We start from the raw sequence: 15,997 nt of genomic DNA on the forward strand, positions 1-15,997 counted from the left end.
ATGGATATTTTAAAGAAACAAACAGAAGAAGAGGTCTTAAAAACCATAGACACACAAAAAATCCTTAAATTTTTTGTTGTGGATGACGATGAGTATTATAATACTTTGGTAAAAAGCTACCTCCAGAAGATCGGCAAGGAAAATGATTTCCATGCAGAAACCTATAGTTATACTGATGGCTCTTCGTGCTTAGCTCATCTGGATGAAAATCCGGATTACATCATTTTAGATTTCTACCTGGATGCCAACAATGACATCACGCTCACAGGATATGACGTATTAGAAAAAATACAACAACACAACCATAAGATCAACATTATAGTCATGTCTCAAAAACATGAATGGGCTAATTTTGAAGATGAATTTAAAAAATTCGGAGCGATGGGCTTCCTTAAGAAAGATGATTTTTTCTACAATAACCTGAGATCTATGATCATATCTGATAATATTGCTACTGCTTAATTTTTCTACAAAAATAAAAGACTTATTTTTAGAGCCATAAATTGGCTATAATTAAAGATGTCTAAGTTTTTAGTGTTCGTAGTAGAAGATGATGAGTGGTACAGAGAGCTGCTCAGTCATAACATTGCTCTTAATCCTGATTTTGAAATAAAGAAATTTGACAGTGCCAAAGCTGTACTTCAGGAGCTTGACAAAAACCCCAATGCCATCACGCTAGACTATCGGCTACCAGACATGGAAGGCGAAAAAGTACTACAGCAAATCAAAGCCTATAATCCTGAAATAGAAGTAATCATTATTTCTGAGCAGGAAAAAATAGAAACTGCTGTAAATCTCCTCAACCTGGGGGCTTATGACTACATAGTTAAATCCAGAGACATTAGAGATAAGCTACTGAACACGCTTAACAACATACGTAAGCAGGCCTCTTTACAGGCCAGAGTAGCTAACCTACAAGAGGAAGTTGAAAAAAAATACAGCTTTGAAAATAGTATAATAGGCCATAGCGAAAGTATTAAGAAGGTTTTCGCCCTTATAGAAAAGGCTGTAAGCAATAACATTAGCGTCACCATTACTGGAGAAACCGGAACGGGGAAAGAGCTGGTAGCCAAGGCCACACATTATAATTCAGCCCGAAAAAATCAGCCTTTTGTACCTGTGAACGTAGCTGCCATCCCAAAAGAATTAATTGAAAGTGAGCTCTTCGGTCATGAAAAGGGCTCATTTACAGGTGCCAATTATCAAAGAATAGGCAAGTTTGAAGAAGCTGATAAAGGCACACTATTTCTCGACGAAATAGGAGAAATGGATCTTACCCTGCAAGCAAAATTACTACGAGTACTGCAAGAAAAAGAAGTAACTCGTGTGGGAAGCAATAAAACCATCAAAATAGATTGCAGGATCATTGTGGCTACGCACCGTAATTTATTACAAGAGGTAAAAAAAGGAAAGTTCCGTGAAGACTTATACTTCAGGCTGTTCGGCCTTACCATAGATATGCCTCCTCTAAGAGAAAGAGATAAAGACATTATTACTCTGGCTAAATATTTCATTAATAGATTTTGCCAGGAGAATAAAAAAGAACCACCGGTGCTTAGTAACAAAGCGCAAAAAAAACTCCTCAACTATACATATCCAGGCAATGTACGCGAGCTAAAATCTGTAATAGAATTGGCCGTGGTAATGTCTAACAATGATGAAATAACTGAAGATGACATTAACTTCAGCAATAATGAAGAGCTATACGACCCGCCTACACATGGCCTTACACTTAAAGAGCATACTACCCGGATCATAAAACTCTATTTGAAAAAGCACAACGATAATATTAAAGAAGCCGCTAAAGAATTAGATATAGGTTACTCTACCATATATCGTGTATTAAAAAATGAAAACATGGAGGAGGACGAAGTATAAGTCCTCTCCTTTCTCTTTCCTACACTACTTCCCCCCTATTTCTGCTCTTTAGAAATTTTCATTTTAACAAAATTTGTCAAAATGAAAAGGACTTTTACTTTTTACAAAAAATCAATAAACTGATTTTCAGTAACTTATAATTATTTTTCGATTTGGAACGAGATTGGAAATACATCTGGCATATTACAAATCGCTTGAACGAAAATGAATGGATGTAGTAAAAAAAGAGATCAAAATAGCCATAGTTGAAGACGATATATTTTATGCAGAAGCTCTTAGAAAATACATAGACAATGAGTTCTCTAAAAGTGGAAACAGCTTAGATGTAAAGGTTAACCATTACCTCTCAGCGCAACAATGTCTAGAAGAGACAGATGCCGACGTAGACATTATATTACTCGACTATTACTTAGAAGATGACGCAGGTGATATTCCATTTCCGGGCATATCACTTTTGAGAGCTATCAATAGTTATTGGAAGAGATCAAAAGTGATAGTGATTTCTGGACAAAACAACCAGGAAGTAACTATAGAACTGTTTCAGAATGGAATATATGAGTACATCATGAAAGATGAACAAACATTTTCAAGGCTCTCCTCTACATTAAGAAGAGCCATTAGAGAAAAGATTTTAGATTATTACATATAAAAAAAGGGTATTGAAACTCCCTGAAAAGTTTCTAAAAACAGAAATCAACAATTACCAATATGAAAACTATTCAAAGATATATAGCAGTATTACTTATAGCACCAGCATTTGTAGCCTGTAACCAGAAGAAAGTAGATCAGTTAACTTCAGAAAACCAAGAGCTATCATCAGAGAAGCAAGAGCTGAGCACTGAACTGGAAGATTACATGAAAACCTTCAACGAAATAGAAGCTAATCTTAAAGAAATTAAATCAAGAGAAGATAAAATTAATTTAAGCACTTCAGATAACGTAGAATATAAAGAAGATGACGCGAAAAAAGCTGTAGTAAATGACATCAAAGCCATCAACACTTTGATGGCTGAGAATAGAGCTAAAATGAGCGAGTTACAAACTAAGCTTAACACAAACAGTAGTGAGTTTAAGAAAATGGTAGCTAACCTTAATTACAGAATTAAGCAGAAAGATAATGAGATCGCCACCATGAAAGGTGACCTTGAAAAGCTTAATATAGAAAAAGAGCAGCTTACAGAGAATGTAGAACATTTAACTTATACAGTTGATACTCTTTCAAATGCCAATAGCGAAAAAACTGAAGTTATCGCTAACCAAACAAAAACTATAGAGGAACAAACTGAGTCTTTAAATACTGGCTATGTAGCTATAGGTACCAAAAAAGACCTTGAAGAAGAAGAGGTTATCACCAAAGAAGGTGGTGTATTAGGCTTAGGTGCTACAGAAAAACTTAAAGCAGATATGAACAATAAGGCCTTTAGTAAGATTGATATATCTAAGACTAATAGTATACCCGTATTTGCTAAAAAGCTTGAGTTAGTAACTAGTCACCCTACAGACTCTTATGAGTTAGCTTGGAATGATCAGGATCAGATAGAAAAATTAGTAATTCTTAACCCTGCTAAATTCTGGAACTCATCTAAATACTTAGTAGTGAAAGTTAACTAATAGCACATATTTAATGCAATTCACAGAAGGGTTCTACCACAGAACCCTTCTGTTTTACATTGTGTATAATAATTTCTACACTAAGGGGTTATATGCGCAAAACATGCTTTAATATTGCATATCAGACCTTTTACAACAAATTGGCATACTTTTTACTTTAAAACATTCAAATCTTAAAAATCTTAAAGAATTAACCTATGATACAATCACAATCTCAGAGGAAATCCAAATCACTCTCACAGTATTTATTAATGGCTATGGTGGCGCTTTTAATAATGTTTAGTGCAGGGTGTAAGAGTAAAAAACAAGCCGGGGATATCTCTGATGCTGACGCTGAAAAAGCAAAGATGGAACAAGAAGCCAGACAAAGAGAACTGGAAGCTGAAAGAAGAAGAGCTGAAGAAGAAAGATTAGCCAGAGAAAAAGCCAGAGCTGAGGCAGAGGCCGCTGCAGCTGCTGCTAACAAGCCAGAAAACAAATTAGCTGATTATTTTGAAGCCATTGCTAACGCATCTTCGACCTCTTCGGCCAACAGTAGTATCAATGAGGCATTAACCCTGTTTTCATCTCCTGACGCACCTGTTCTAATCGTTATTAGCCAATCAGGCAGTCAAAAAGATTATGACAGACCTACTACCATAAAAGAATACCTGAACTACCTGAAAGATCAGAAAAAGAATGTCAACCGAATAAGTGATCTTCAGTTTGACGCTTCCGGAAAAATAAAAGAAGTAGAACTTGCTAAATAATTGAAGATATACAGCTTAAAAATAGAGACTATGAATAAATATAATATAATAATCGCTTCACTATTCTTTTTAGCCTTAGGAAATGTTTACGGCCAGAGCGCTGACATTAGCCCTGAAAGAAAACAGGCCATCGATTCGCTGGCATTAGAGAAAGTGAGAGACTTAAGTAAATACATTAGTATAATCGGTAATAAGGAAACACCATTTTCTGAGGCTAATCGTGTAATGGACAGAGCTGAAGAGCTATTTGCCACCGATAGTGAAATTGGTGTATCATCATTAAGCACTAATGATATTAACTATTACAAAATCAGAAAATACTTCGAAAGACTTATGGCCCTTAACTATGACAGGGTAAAAATAAAATGGTATGACATCCATTACATAAGTGACTTAGAGCGTCAGCCTGATGGCCGTTACGTAGGAGTAGTTACAGTATATCAAAGATTTGAAGGTACTTCTGACGATGGCATGGAATACAAAGACACCACTAAAAAGGACATAACCATCTACGTAGAAAGAAAGCAAACTCAAATTTCCGGACGTACCATAGAATTCTGGGACGTAATGTTAGGAGATATTAGAGTTACAGAAACTACCGCATGAAGTCGTTCTTAAGAAGTTCAATATATTTTATAATACTATTCTCATCCATACACTCACAAGCTCAAATTGTGGGTGATATGGATGATGAAAGTAAACTCTACGCTGAGACTAAGCAGGTAAACCAGTTCTTCAGAAGATTTAATGGAGAAGAAGATGAAAAGGGTGATCGCTATTACCCAAAAGATCGTCAATATCAAGACGCTAAACTCAGACAGAAGTATATAAGTATACTTTTTGATTCGCAGAACAGAGGCATTAAAAATGATCTGAAAGAAGAGTTTATCAGCAACGTTACGTCTAAGGAAGCTCCAAAAATTCTTGATTTCCATGGAGACAAATGGTTTTCAGAAGTGCATACTACCTTCAGCTACGAGGGTAAAGATATACCTATAGTACTGTTTATGAAGCTGGAGAGAGAGAGCAAAGGATATAAATGGGGAATATTTAAAGTATACGCAGATGTGTTTAAAGACTACTTAAAAAAAGACACTTCTAATCATGATAAATTCCTGCATCCTTTAAGTCATGAATTAGATTTCATGAACCTGAGAAAAGCACTTAACGAAAATCAGCAAAGTGTTAGCCAGTTTACGGCTAATAACTACAAGCCTGATTACCTCACTTTGTTTTTATATGAAATAAAAAAAGGTGATCTTAAGTTCAAAACAATTCAAAATGTAAAATTCCATTTTTTCCAATTAAACGGCTGGTACTTTGAGCTCTCTGAGTTTAACAGGCCTGGCTACAATACAGGCTGGCTGATGTCTAACCTGGTAAAAGTAGCTGACAAGGATAAAGACCTTTTGGAAAAATATATCTATTATGAAAATAAATAAATTGACCTACCTTATCCTGATACTTTTTCTATCAGGACTTAGCCATGTAAGCTTCTCTCAACAGAAAATTGAGGAGGAACAAATGGATCAGTATGAAGAAAAAGTAAAGGAGATCGTTAATTTCCTTGAATATGTACTCAATACTCTGGGCGATAAATCTACCTCCGCCCGGGATAAGGATGTCATTATTAACCAGAGTTTCACCAAAATATTTAGAGATACCGAAGTACAAGTAGAAGATGATCTCGATGAAGCAAGAGACGTAATAACCAACAAAGATGTACAGGCCTACCTAAAGGATATTGATTTCTTCTTTAAAGAAGTAAAATTCGATTTTAATGTAGAAGATATCAGCCATTATATCAATGATAACGGCGAGCTTTTCTTTAAAGTAAGTATGACCAGAAATCTGAAAGGAATATCTCTTGAAGGCGACTCTGTAAACAACACCAAAAAACGATTTATAGAAGTAAATCTAGATCAAGAAGCTCAAGATCTCAAAATAGTAAGCTTATACACCAACCCGCTCAACCAAAAAGAAGCTTTAGCCAAGTGGTGGAATGCCCTTTCATATGAGTGGAAAGCTATTTTTAAAAGAAAAGCTGGCGTAACACAAACAGCCACTGATAGTGATATAAAACACATCACTGAAATAGATGAATTAGACATTTCTGACAATAAGTATATTACCAACATAGAGCCTCTTTCTGTATTGAGTAATCTCAAAAGATTAGACATTTCCAATACCAATATTGAGGATCTTAAACCTATCAGAAACCTGACTAATTTGGAGGAGCTGAATGTATCATTCACTCAAATAACCACTTTAGAAGCACTGAAATATGCCAGCTCACTCAAATATTTACAGGCGCAGCATACCCCACTTAATGACATAAGTATACTATCTCGCCTTACTAAGCTTCAAAACATAAACTTGAATAGTACTCAAGTACAGGACTTCACAGCACTATCTGGCGCTAAGCAACTTATTACATTAAATTTATCGAAGACTAACCTATATACTCTGATTCCTATTGGTAATATTACGGCCCTTAAAGAACTAAATATATCAGGCACCCCAATAGATAATCTGGGATCTCTCAGCAACCTTTCTCAGCTCGAAATATTGAAGGCAGATAGCACTCCTATATATTCGCTAGATCCTTTAAAAGGTATGGCTCAGCTAAAGATATTGTCCATCAACTATACCACTATTGATGATTTGAGCCCTCTTGGCTCCATAAGTACTTTAGAAAAAGTATACTGCGACAGCACTAATATTTCTAAAGATGATGCCAATGACTTTATGGCCTCTAACACTGGCATATTAGTGATTTTTGAATCTGATGATCTTAAAAGCTGGTGGGGAAATCTGAGCATTGCATGGCAAGATATTATTAAAAAATTCGTGCCTATAGAAGGAGAAACCCCGTCTAAAGAAGAGCTTGCGAAAATTACGGCCCTCGACTCTATCAATTTTGACAACAATCTTTATATACAGAACCTAGAGCCATTAAGTAAACTAAGAAAATTAAAAAAACTGATTGCTTCTAACACTGCCATCGCTGATCTATCTCCTATTTCAGGCTTTCGAAATCTAAATTACCTAGATGTAAGCAACACTAAAGTAGAAGATTTTAATACTCTTTCTCAATTTCAGCAATTAGAGGTACTAAAAGCTAACAGAACTGCTCTAACTTCTTTAGACACCCTAATGGAGCTAAGCAGACTAAGACTGATAGAAGTAGATTTCACTATGATTAAAGAACCGGAAGTAGAGGCGTTCTTAACCCAACACCCAGATGCTCTTATCATTTTTAAATCCGAGTATTTAACAGCTTGGTGGGGAGATCTATCTTCTGAATGGAGAAATATTTTCTCTATACAAACTTCTTTAGGTGGTGATCCTAATAAATATCAGCTCCATAAACTGATTGAATTGACGAGTGTTACTTTTTCTGAAGCAAATGTATCAAGCCTTAAACCACTGGAAAACTTCGTTAGAATAAAAGAATTGAAGTTTACGGGTACTGGTATTTCTGACCTAAGCATTTTAGGTAAGTTCAAATCATTAGAAAGGCTGCAAGCCAGCAAAAGCCCTGTTTCGGAGTTAGAGCCACTTGCTAAACTTTCTAACTTAAAGTATCTGGATATTTCCAATACTCCTGTTGATGATTTGAAACCATTAAGCGAACTTTATAGCTTGGAAGAAATTAACTGCGCTGGTACTCAGATTAAAAGACTTCGAGACTTAGATAACTTAGCTAATTTAAAGGTATTGGACTGCTCTAATACTAACATAAAAAAGCTGGACGAAGTAGCTCATTTGAGCCTGAAGGTGCTAAAATGTTATAATACCAGAACATCAGACGGACGCGTTGAGGATTTTAAAGAGACCAATCCTGAATGCAATGTGATATACTATTAAAATATGGCTAAGGCAAAAAAAAAATCTACCAACAAAAAACGGAGCAAACTAAATTTTAAATTTTTCCTTAAACTAATAGCAGTGGGACTTATAAGTGTACCACTGCTATTAGTGCTTTTCTACTATTCAATAAAAGGTGGTGTTTTCGGCGAACTACCAGCCGACCATATTCTAAGCAAAATAGAAAATAATGTTGCCACAGAAATCTACAGTGCCGATTCAGTACTAATAGGTAGATTCTATTTGCAGGAACGCACCCGAACAGACTATGATAATATTTCTCCTAATGTAATCAATGCATTAGTAGCCACTGAAGATGCTCGCTTCTATGAGCATGACGGTGTAGACAACCGTAGTTTACTAAGAGTAATTTTCAAAACACTGCTACTCGGAGACAGAAGCTCCGGTGGAGGTAGCACAATTACTCAACAGCTTGCAAAAAATCTTTTCCCAAGAAAAGATCATGGCTTTCTTAGCATGCCAGTGACCAAAATAAAAGAAGCTATTACCGCCAGGAAATTAGAAACCATATACAACAAAAAGCAAATTCTCGCTATGTACCTTAACACGGTTCCTTTCGGAGAAAATATTTACGGTATAGAAATGGCAAGTAAAAGGTTTTTCAATAAAAAGGCTAAGTACCTAAAGCCTCAGGAAGCCGCAGTAATAGTAGGAATGCTAAAAGCCAACTACACCTACAACCCTAGGTTATTCCCAGAAAAGTCCTTAAAAAGAAGAAATGTGGTGCTTTACCAAATGCTCAAGTATAACTACCTTGATGAGCAACAATATAACTCATTAAAGAAGAAGCCGCTAGAGATTAACTACACTAAAATCACACACAATACGGGTATAGCCACGTATTTTAGAGAATACCTAAGAAGTGAATTAGAAGATTGGTGCGAAAAGAACACCAAACCAGACGGAAGTACTTATAACCTGTATACTGATGGTCTAAAAGTCTACACCACGATCAATTCTTCTATTCAAAAATATGCTGAAGCCGCTACCAGTAGCCACATGAAAGAGCTGCAGCAAATTTTTAACAATCACTGGAATACAGGTAATCCATGGAATGCACAAAAATCATTACTGACAGCAGCCATACATTCCTCGCACCGATATAAGCAGCTCAAAAGAAAGGGACTAAAAGAGAAAGAGATTATTGAGCAGTTGAATAAAACCGTTCCTATGAAATTATTTAGCTGGAATGGAGATCAAGAAGTGAAAATGTCTCCTATTGATTCTATAAAGCACAACCTTACTATGCTACAAACTGGCACCATGGCTATGAATCCTGATAATGGAGACATACTAGCATGGGTTGGCGGTATAGACTACGAATATTTCAAATATGATCATGTAAACATCAACACAAAAAGACAGGCTGGCTCTACTTTTAAACCTTTTGTGTTTGCTGCTGCACTAGAAGCGGGTGTTGATCCTTGTGATTTCGTATCTGGAGAGAAAACTACATACACCAACCACTCTGACTGGTCTCCTGGTAATGCCAGCGCTGATGAATACAATAAAAAGTATACTTTTAAAGGTGCGTTAGCACACTCTGTAAACACTGTAAGCGTTAAAGTGCTAGAAGAGGCTGGTATAGAAAACACCATAGATTTAGCCCACAGAGCAGGTGTTATTAGCGAATTACCAGAAGTACCGTCCATAGCTCTTGGCACAGCTCCTGTATCGCTCATGGAAATGGTAAGTGCTTACTGCACCTTCGCTAATGGAGGATATGCGGTAAAACCAAGATACATAACCGCAATTACTGACAGCCGCGGAAAGGTAATTAAAAGAGTTAAAGAAGAAAAAAGCAAGAATAGAGTTATCAAGGAAGAGACATCTATGATGATCAGCTCATTGCTACAGGCAGTGGTAGATGAAGGTACGGGAGCAAGGTACAGATCGAAATACAAAATGACCAATGACTTTGCTGGCAAAACCGGCACCACACAGTCTAACGCTGATGGCTGGTTTATAGGCTATAATCCTGAAATAGTAATAGGTACTTGGGTAGGAGCAGACAATCCAAGTATTCACTTTAACAGCACCGGGCTGGGCTCTGGAGCCAGTATGGCCCTACCTATAGTAGCTAAGTTGCTAGATAAAATTCAAGATAATAAAAAGCTTAGACCCATGGGCTATGCTAAGTTTTCTCCTCTGCCTGACAGGTTAGCCAGGTACTTGGACTGTGAAGCTGAAAAAGAAGATAAGCAATTTATGCAGTGGCTGTTTGGCAAAAAAGACGGGCAAGACGAAGAAAATACAGCTACTTTTGGAGAAGAAGAGGAAGAAGAAAAGAAAAATATTTTCAATAAAATAGGTAATATCTTCAAGAAGAAGAAAAAGGATTAATCATCCGTCTTTTCTAAGTGCTTTAAGCTCTTTCATGTAACGCTCATAATTATCAAAATCTCGAAGGCCATGGTGTATTCCCGCCAGGCCTTCTATTACATTTTCATCTTCAGGATCCTGCTCATACGCATTTTGCATATAAGGCAGCGCTTTTTTAAAAAGCTCAATAGTATCATCTTCAAACTTATCAAACTCATCCAGTTCCTCATCAAAATTAAGTTCCAGAATCCTATTCACCGCCTCATTGTAATACAAGACACCCAAACTATAATTAGCCACTTCATTTAAAGAGTCGTTGGCCAGTACTATTTTAAAAGCATTCTCAGCTTTATCAAAATAGACACTTCCTTTTTGCTGCACATCTTCATCAGCATAGCCAATACCCAAAGCTAGATAGAACTGATCTCTAGCAGAGTCTGTAACAAGACTGGAATCAGGCAATATTTCAGCCAAGCTGTCAAACTTGTAATAACTATTTATTGCATCTTCAAACCTCTCAGCCTGAATCATAACCATAGCATCATTATAATAAGTAGAAGTCAGATATTTTATACTTTGCTTCGTTTCGGCCAGATACCGCCCCTCTTCATCCATTCTTATTACTTGAAAAAAGCATTGAATAGCCTGAGCACGTAAGTTCTTATTAGCGGCGGTTGGGTTATTCTTAAAAATATCTTTATAAATAAACCCTTTGATATAATAGGCTACCATCTGGCTCTGATTCACCTCTTCCTGTAATGCCGAGTCTATTAGCTGTTTAGCCTCCTCAAGCTGTCCTTCCTGATAAAGCCTAAGTGCACTACTCAAAGGGTTAGACTGCCCGAAAGCGCCGAACGAAACTATGAGAAACAATATGTGAATAATATATTTCATATTAATCTACCGTTTTAGCTAGTAATTTTAATTGATCACTAGGCTTTAGTTGATGCTCAGATAAATTATCTACACTAATTTCAAATTTCTGTTTATTATGTTCATAATAAAAATTTATCCCAACACCATTACTTAGCGGTCCATCTTTATCAGAAACAATTAAGGTATTACTCAATTTTAAATGGTCTGATAACTTACTAACCTCTCCATTTTTGGATTTTGCAATGTATAAGATGTGGCATTCAGGTATTTTCATCAAGTCGTTATAGACCTCAATTTCAAACCTTTGAGCTCCTCGCGTCTTTTGACTAGCCATTTGCCTCAACTCCATTTCTAAAGCTGGATAATTACCAAATATTACTATTTTGAAGTTCCCTACAGTCTGCTCTGCTGGCCACTCTATATACTTAGAGAAATTATACAGAAAAATAGCCTTTACTTTAGCATTGATGTCTGGAACAATTGAAAAGCTCAGAAAAGAAAATATTGCCACTGGCAAGACACACGCCTGTATCCAAAATGATCTTGTTCTTAATATGTTCTTAAAAAATATCAAAAAATGATTCTTTAACTATTTCTCTTTCTGAGTAAATAATAGGCTACTCCCCCTCCTAATAATAAAAATATAGACGAATATAGCCACCATTTGTCAATAAACTCATCTGAATGTTGAACTTTCAAACCTTCAGATGTCTCATTTATATTCACCTCCTCCGCCTGACTTTCCAGTCTTTCAAAAGCTTTATATACAACCTTTGATCTAGCTACCATAGAAGTACAACAAACTGTTGCCTGAGCCTTATTCACCACTTCCAATTTCAGATCATACGAACTCATACAATCATCAATTAGTAAATAGTATGACGAATCAATGGAGATATTACGGAAAGAAAATTCCCCAAAAGTATCTATCATAGTAGTATCCAAAGTCTTTCCTTCATCCGCAACCAATATTACTTGATAAGCAGTCTTCAAAATGTCTTCCATAAAAAATTTGCCACATAGATCCGCTTCCTTCAAATTCAGCCCTTGTTTCTCTCCTGAAGATCCTATAGTAAAACGATTTAGCAAAGAATCCGATAAAGAATCATGTTGAAGAAAACTACTACCCCCAGCTACCCTCAACTCCTCATGCTGAGCAAGACGCCTTTCATGTTTTGCTCCTCGCTTGTCCCCCTCCTCAAATAAATGACTATTAATTTTTGCATCGTTAACTTTAAGCCTAAAAGCAGCTATCTTATAAGGGTCCAAAGGCCTATATTTAATCACCTCTGCTCTTGTAATACTGCTAACTTTATCTAGCTCTACACCATTTTCATCTTTTATAACCAGCTCCACATTCATCCCACTATCCTTCTCATCCAACAGTACGCTATATTTTCCTGGAGATGGAAGCCTTCTAAAATTAAATTCTCCCTGTATATTGGTTGAAACAGCATCCACCACTTCGTCTTGATCATTAAGTAGCATTACCTGATGATCAGATACAGGGGTTTTATTCAAAGTTAAGGTTCCGGAAAGAGAGGCGTCACCCTTCCTGAAACTTATAAAATCAGTTATGTAATTAGATAATTCACGATAATTGAAGATGTTTTCATCATCCCGGCTTGAGTATTGTCTTAGAATGTCACCTTGTGCACCTTTCACCAATAGCCTAAGGTTCAAGTCCTCATCCTCTTTAGAAAAAACTACTGCATAGTCTCCATTCTCACTCAGTTTTCTAAACTGAAAAAATCCATTCTTATCTGTAATAGCCACATCAATCACTTCCCCTTGGTCATCTATCAATAAGACTCTATGACTACCCAAGTCAATTTGTTCATCCAAAATATCTCCTGAGATTTCACTATTCTTTTCTAAAAGGACAGTAATTTCGCTCCTTTCTTTCTTACGCTTAGAGTACCGAAAGTAGTTGTCTAATCTTTTAAGATTACTATCTTTCACTCTAAACTCATCAACCACGGTAAGTGATAACGGCTGCTTGCTATACTCGAAAGAGATAGAAAAGTGTGCTTTATAAACTTCATTATCACAACCACTACGATTGGAAGTGATGAAAGCAGTGCTATTATCTTCCAACCGAAAGTAATAGTCATCTCGGCCTGAGTTGATCCCTTTACCCAGATTATAAATACTGCCTACACTCTGCTGCCAGTTTATCTCCGCCATAAAAACATCAAAACCTCCCAAACCGATTCTACCAGAACTACTAAAAAACAAATGTCCTGTATTGCTATCAAAAAACGGAGTCACTTCATCCTCAGGAGTGTTAATGCCTTGTAAATTTTTTGCTTCAGAAAACCGCCCCTGTCGGTCCATTTCTGACATCCATAAGTCATACCCACCGGCTCCACCTGACCTATTAGAGCTAAAGAATATCACTTCTCTCTTGCCACTGAAAGACACCACTACAGCCTGTTTGGAAGAACTATTGGGTTGATTAACATTAGAATTCAGTTTTATGGGATTTCCCCAACCTTCACTTAATCTTTTACTATAATATATACTGCAGTTATCATTATCTCCTATTCGCTCACAAACCGTGTAATAGAGCCTTTTGCAATCAGCCGATAAAAAAGGACTTATTAAATTGGCTGTTTTACTCACTTTAATATCCAATAATCGACTTTCTCCTTCTTCTTTTATAAAAAGACGATACACCGTCGTGCTGTCTATCGTTACTATAAGATCATCATTAATTTTATGCTCTACCGGTTGTTTTAATGTATACTGACTAGAAAAAATCTCTTGCCCTCCACAAGTAGCCACTGACTGTATGTCATGCCCTGGTGTAGCTATATTTAACTTTCTAAGCTCCGCACCAGCTGCCATTTTTTTAATATTAGCTATGCTCCAGCACTGCCTGATGGCCAGATTAGCCCTCTTCAGTTCCTCCGGATAGGATTCATTATGATCAGAGACAAACTTCTTCAGGTATATTAGCGCTTGATCATATTGTTCTATACCTTGATAAATGATACCCAGATGATACCAAAATAGATCATTTTGTTTGTCACCATCAAGAAGCTCTTCATAAAGAGATAATGCCTTACTATAGCAATGGATTGAAAAATAGGCATCTGCTAGCTTTAGTTTGTACTCGTCTGCACCTGTAAGCCTTACCAGCTTTTGCAACGGATCGATAGAAGCTGAAAAATAACCATGCTCTAGGTAGTAATCAGCCAAAACCAGTAACTTATTTTCATCAGTAGGCACTTTACCCTCATGATGGAAAGACTTAACACCTTGCCCATAAGAGATAGTACATAAAATCATAATAGACAGAAAACCTAATACTCTCATCATTACAACTTGGAAGTTAGGTTATGAATCAATTTGGTTTGAGCCTTAAATTTTTTATGAAAAATAAATAACATACTTATTTTTAAACCTTCATCTCTTGATACGAAACACGTGCCCTTATCGACTAAATCTCGCATTAAATTTTTCTCATTATAATAAACCCAATAGGTAGTAAGCTATAATTATCCTAATCTCTCGTAACTATAAAAAAGCAAGATGCTAAAAGAAAAAAGCCAGAAAATTACTATTGAAGAAATCAATAGTACTCTCCTGGTGAGTCACAACCAATATATAGTGTTTTTCTTATTTTAAGACCTCCTTGAAGACTCTCTGATAACGAGCTGAGAAGGAATGATATGCCTGAAGTTTTTACCTTTTTGAGATGAATTGATCTGATCGAAAAGACATTCTGCTGCTTCATATCCTATTCTGTAAGGATTATGCATCACAGAGCTTAAGTGAGGCATCACTATTTCACAAATAGGAAAATCACCAAAACCTACTACGGCCACCTGCTGTGGAACATTTATACCCATGGCTTGTAGAGCAAGAATTACCTCTACCCCGATCTCATCATTGACAGAAAATATACCGTCAATATCTATAGGTCCAGAGATAAGGTTTCTCACCGCTTCTCGTCCCTTTTCTGGATCGAAATCACAAGGGATGATCAGCTTTTCATCTATAGGTATTTTATTATCTATAAGTGCCTGCTTATAACCTAAAAGCCTATTATGACTAGCTCCTAAATTATCTGGGCCAGCAAGGTGAGCAATTTTCTTACAACCGATTTCGATCAAATGGGTAACAGCTCTGTAAGCCCCTTTAAAATCTTCTGCTTCTATCTTTGGCACCTTAAACTGATCACTGGTTCTATCAAAAAGTACCAATGGCATATCACCATCAATGATCTGTTTTATATGCTTTAAGTTTTTACTGCCTTTGGCCAAAGAAACAAGAATACCATCTACACTACCCGCCATCAAAGAAGAGATGTATTTTATCTCTTGCTTGGTAGATTCATTTGTCTGACAGATATATACCTGATAATCATTACTACCAGCCACTTTTTGTATACCGCTTAATACAGAAGAAAAAAAGTGGCTCGCTATTTTAGGAACAATAACTCCAATAGCATACGTTTTTCGGGTACGAAGGCCACTAGCCATCTTGTTCACCTGATAGTTCATCTTTTTAGCGAGCTGCTTAACCGATTTTCTGGTCTGCTCATTAATATCAGGATGATCGTTTAGTGCTCGTGAAACCGTTGAAGGTGATAAGCCCAGAGTGAAAGCTATATCTTTTAAAGTTACTCCCATTTAAGTTATTGTTAAAAAATTAACCAGAAT

The 15,997-nt window shown here is 36.4% G+C and carries 13 protein-coding genes; 9 read left to right on the plus strand and 4 right to left on the minus strand.

Annotated features, from left to right (window positions below; translation table 11 throughout):
• From JL102_RS10845 to JL102_RS10885, 9 genes are all read left to right on the plus strand, one after another.
• The gene (locus JL102_RS10845; RefSeq protein WP_202244420.1) at nt 1–462 is read left to right on the plus strand and encodes a response regulator; all 462 of its coding nucleotides are present in this window, start codon (nt 1–3) and stop codon (nt 460–462) included.
• A 57-nt stretch (nt 463–519) separates the two neighbouring features.
• Entirely contained in the window at nt 520–1,878 is a 1,359-nt protein-coding gene (locus JL102_RS10850; RefSeq protein ID WP_202244421.1) for a sigma-54-dependent transcriptional regulator, read from the plus strand.
• A 208-nt stretch (nt 1,879–2,086) separates the two neighbouring features.
• Complete coding sequence (locus tag JL102_RS10855; protein ID WP_202244422.1) at nt 2,087–2,527, plus strand: response regulator; 441 nt, start codon at nt 2,087–2,089, stop codon at nt 2,525–2,527.
• Nucleotides 2,528–2,586: 59 nt separating this feature from the next.
• On the plus strand, nt 2,587–3,489 hold the full coding sequence (locus JL102_RS10860; RefSeq protein WP_202244423.1) for a Cbp1 family collagen-binding glycoprotein adhesin: 903 nt from the start codon (nt 2,587–2,589) through the stop codon (nt 3,487–3,489).
• Between the two features lie 197 nt (nt 3,490–3,686).
• A complete protein-coding gene (locus tag JL102_RS10865) occupies nt 3,687–4,238 on the plus strand; it encodes a nucleoid-structuring protein H-NS (protein WP_237390553.1) in 552 nt (183 codons plus the stop codon).
• A gap of 30 nt (nt 4,239–4,268) precedes the next feature.
• Nucleotides 4,269–4,844 carry a hypothetical protein gene (locus tag JL102_RS10870; protein WP_202244424.1) on the plus strand — a complete coding sequence of 192 codons (576 nt, stop codon included), beginning with the start codon at nt 4,269–4,271 and terminating at the stop codon, nt 4,842–4,844.
• A gap of 77 nt (nt 4,845–4,921) precedes the next feature.
• Nucleotides 4,922–5,680 carry a hypothetical protein gene (locus JL102_RS10875; RefSeq protein WP_237390554.1) on the plus strand — a complete coding sequence of 253 codons (759 nt, stop codon included), beginning with the start codon at nt 4,922–4,924 and terminating at the stop codon, nt 5,678–5,680.
• Nucleotides 5,667–8,108: a leucine-rich repeat domain-containing protein gene (locus JL102_RS10880; RefSeq protein ID WP_202244426.1), complete on the plus strand. Its 2,442-nt coding sequence runs from the start codon at nt 5,667–5,669 to the stop codon at nt 8,106–8,108. Before JL102_RS10875 ends, JL102_RS10880 begins: the two co-directional genes overlap by 14 nt.
• A gap of 81 nt (nt 8,109–8,189) precedes the next feature.
• The gene (locus JL102_RS10885) at nt 8,190–10,472 is read left to right on the plus strand and encodes a transglycosylase domain-containing protein (protein WP_317191634.1); all 2,283 of its coding nucleotides are present in this window, start codon (nt 8,190–8,192) and stop codon (nt 10,470–10,472) included.
• Here JL102_RS10885 and JL102_RS10890 read toward each other — a convergent pair whose 3' ends face one another.
• The 4 genes from JL102_RS10890 to JL102_RS10905 form a co-directional block, all read right to left on the minus strand.
• Complete coding sequence (locus JL102_RS10890; protein ID WP_202244428.1) at nt 10,473–11,345, minus strand: tetratricopeptide repeat protein; 873 nt, start codon at nt 11,343–11,345, stop codon at nt 10,473–10,475.
• Nucleotide 11,346: 1 nt separating this feature from the next.
• A complete protein-coding gene (locus JL102_RS10895; protein ID WP_202244429.1) occupies nt 11,347–11,901 on the minus strand; it encodes a YfiR family protein in 555 nt (184 codons plus the stop codon).
• Nucleotides 11,902–11,912: 11 nt separating this feature from the next.
• Nucleotides 11,913–14,651 carry a hypothetical protein gene (locus JL102_RS10900; RefSeq protein ID WP_202244430.1) on the minus strand — a complete coding sequence of 913 codons (2,739 nt, stop codon included), beginning with the start codon at nt 14,649–14,651 and terminating at the stop codon, nt 11,913–11,915.
• A 305-nt stretch (nt 14,652–14,956) separates the two neighbouring features.
• Nucleotides 14,957–15,967: a LacI family DNA-binding transcriptional regulator gene (locus JL102_RS10905; RefSeq protein ID WP_202244431.1), complete on the minus strand. Its 1,011-nt coding sequence runs from the start codon at nt 15,965–15,967 to the stop codon at nt 14,957–14,959.
• Between the last annotated feature and the right edge of the window lie 30 nt (nt 15,968–15,997).

Origin of the sequence: Fulvivirga sediminis (assembly GCF_016757215.1) — a bacterium.
In the GTDB taxonomy this organism is placed as follows: Bacteria; Bacteroidota; Bacteroidia; order Cytophagales; family Cyclobacteriaceae; genus Fulvivirga; species Fulvivirga sediminis.

Bases quoted from the DNA above. Each gene is read 5' to 3' on its own strand.
- JL102_RS10850 (WP_202244421.1), top strand. From the start codon at position 520: ATGTCTAAGTTTTTAGTGTTCGTAGTAGAAGATGATGAGTGGTACAGA.
- JL102_RS10900 (WP_202244430.1), bottom strand. From the start codon at position 14,651: ATGATGAGAGTATTAGGTTTTCTGTCTATTATGATTTTATGTACTATC.
- JL102_RS10875 (WP_237390554.1), top strand. From the start codon at position 4,922: ATGGATGATGAAAGTAAACTCTACGCTGAGACTAAGCAGGTAAACCAG.
- JL102_RS10845 (WP_202244420.1), top strand. From the start codon at position 1: ATGGATATTTTAAAGAAACAAACAGAAGAAGAGGTCTTAAAAACCATA.
- JL102_RS10905 (WP_202244431.1), bottom strand. From the start codon at position 15,967: ATGGGAGTAACTTTAAAAGATATAGCTTTCACTCTGGGCTTATCACCT.
- JL102_RS10870 (WP_202244424.1), top strand. From the start codon at position 4,269: ATGAATAAATATAATATAATAATCGCTTCACTATTCTTTTTAGCCTTA.
- JL102_RS10890 (WP_202244428.1), bottom strand. From the start codon at position 11,345: ATGAAATATATTATTCACATATTGTTTCTCATAGTTTCGTTCGGCGCT.
- JL102_RS10865 (WP_237390553.1), top strand. From the start codon at position 3,687: ATGATACAATCACAATCTCAGAGGAAATCCAAATCACTCTCACAGTAT.
- JL102_RS10855 (WP_202244422.1), top strand. From the start codon at position 2,087: ATGGATGTAGTAAAAAAAGAGATCAAAATAGCCATAGTTGAAGACGAT.
- JL102_RS10860 (WP_202244423.1), top strand. From the start codon at position 2,587: ATGAAAACTATTCAAAGATATATAGCAGTATTACTTATAGCACCAGCA.
- JL102_RS10880 (WP_202244426.1), top strand. From the start codon at position 5,667: ATGAAAATAAATAAATTGACCTACCTTATCCTGATACTTTTTCTATCA.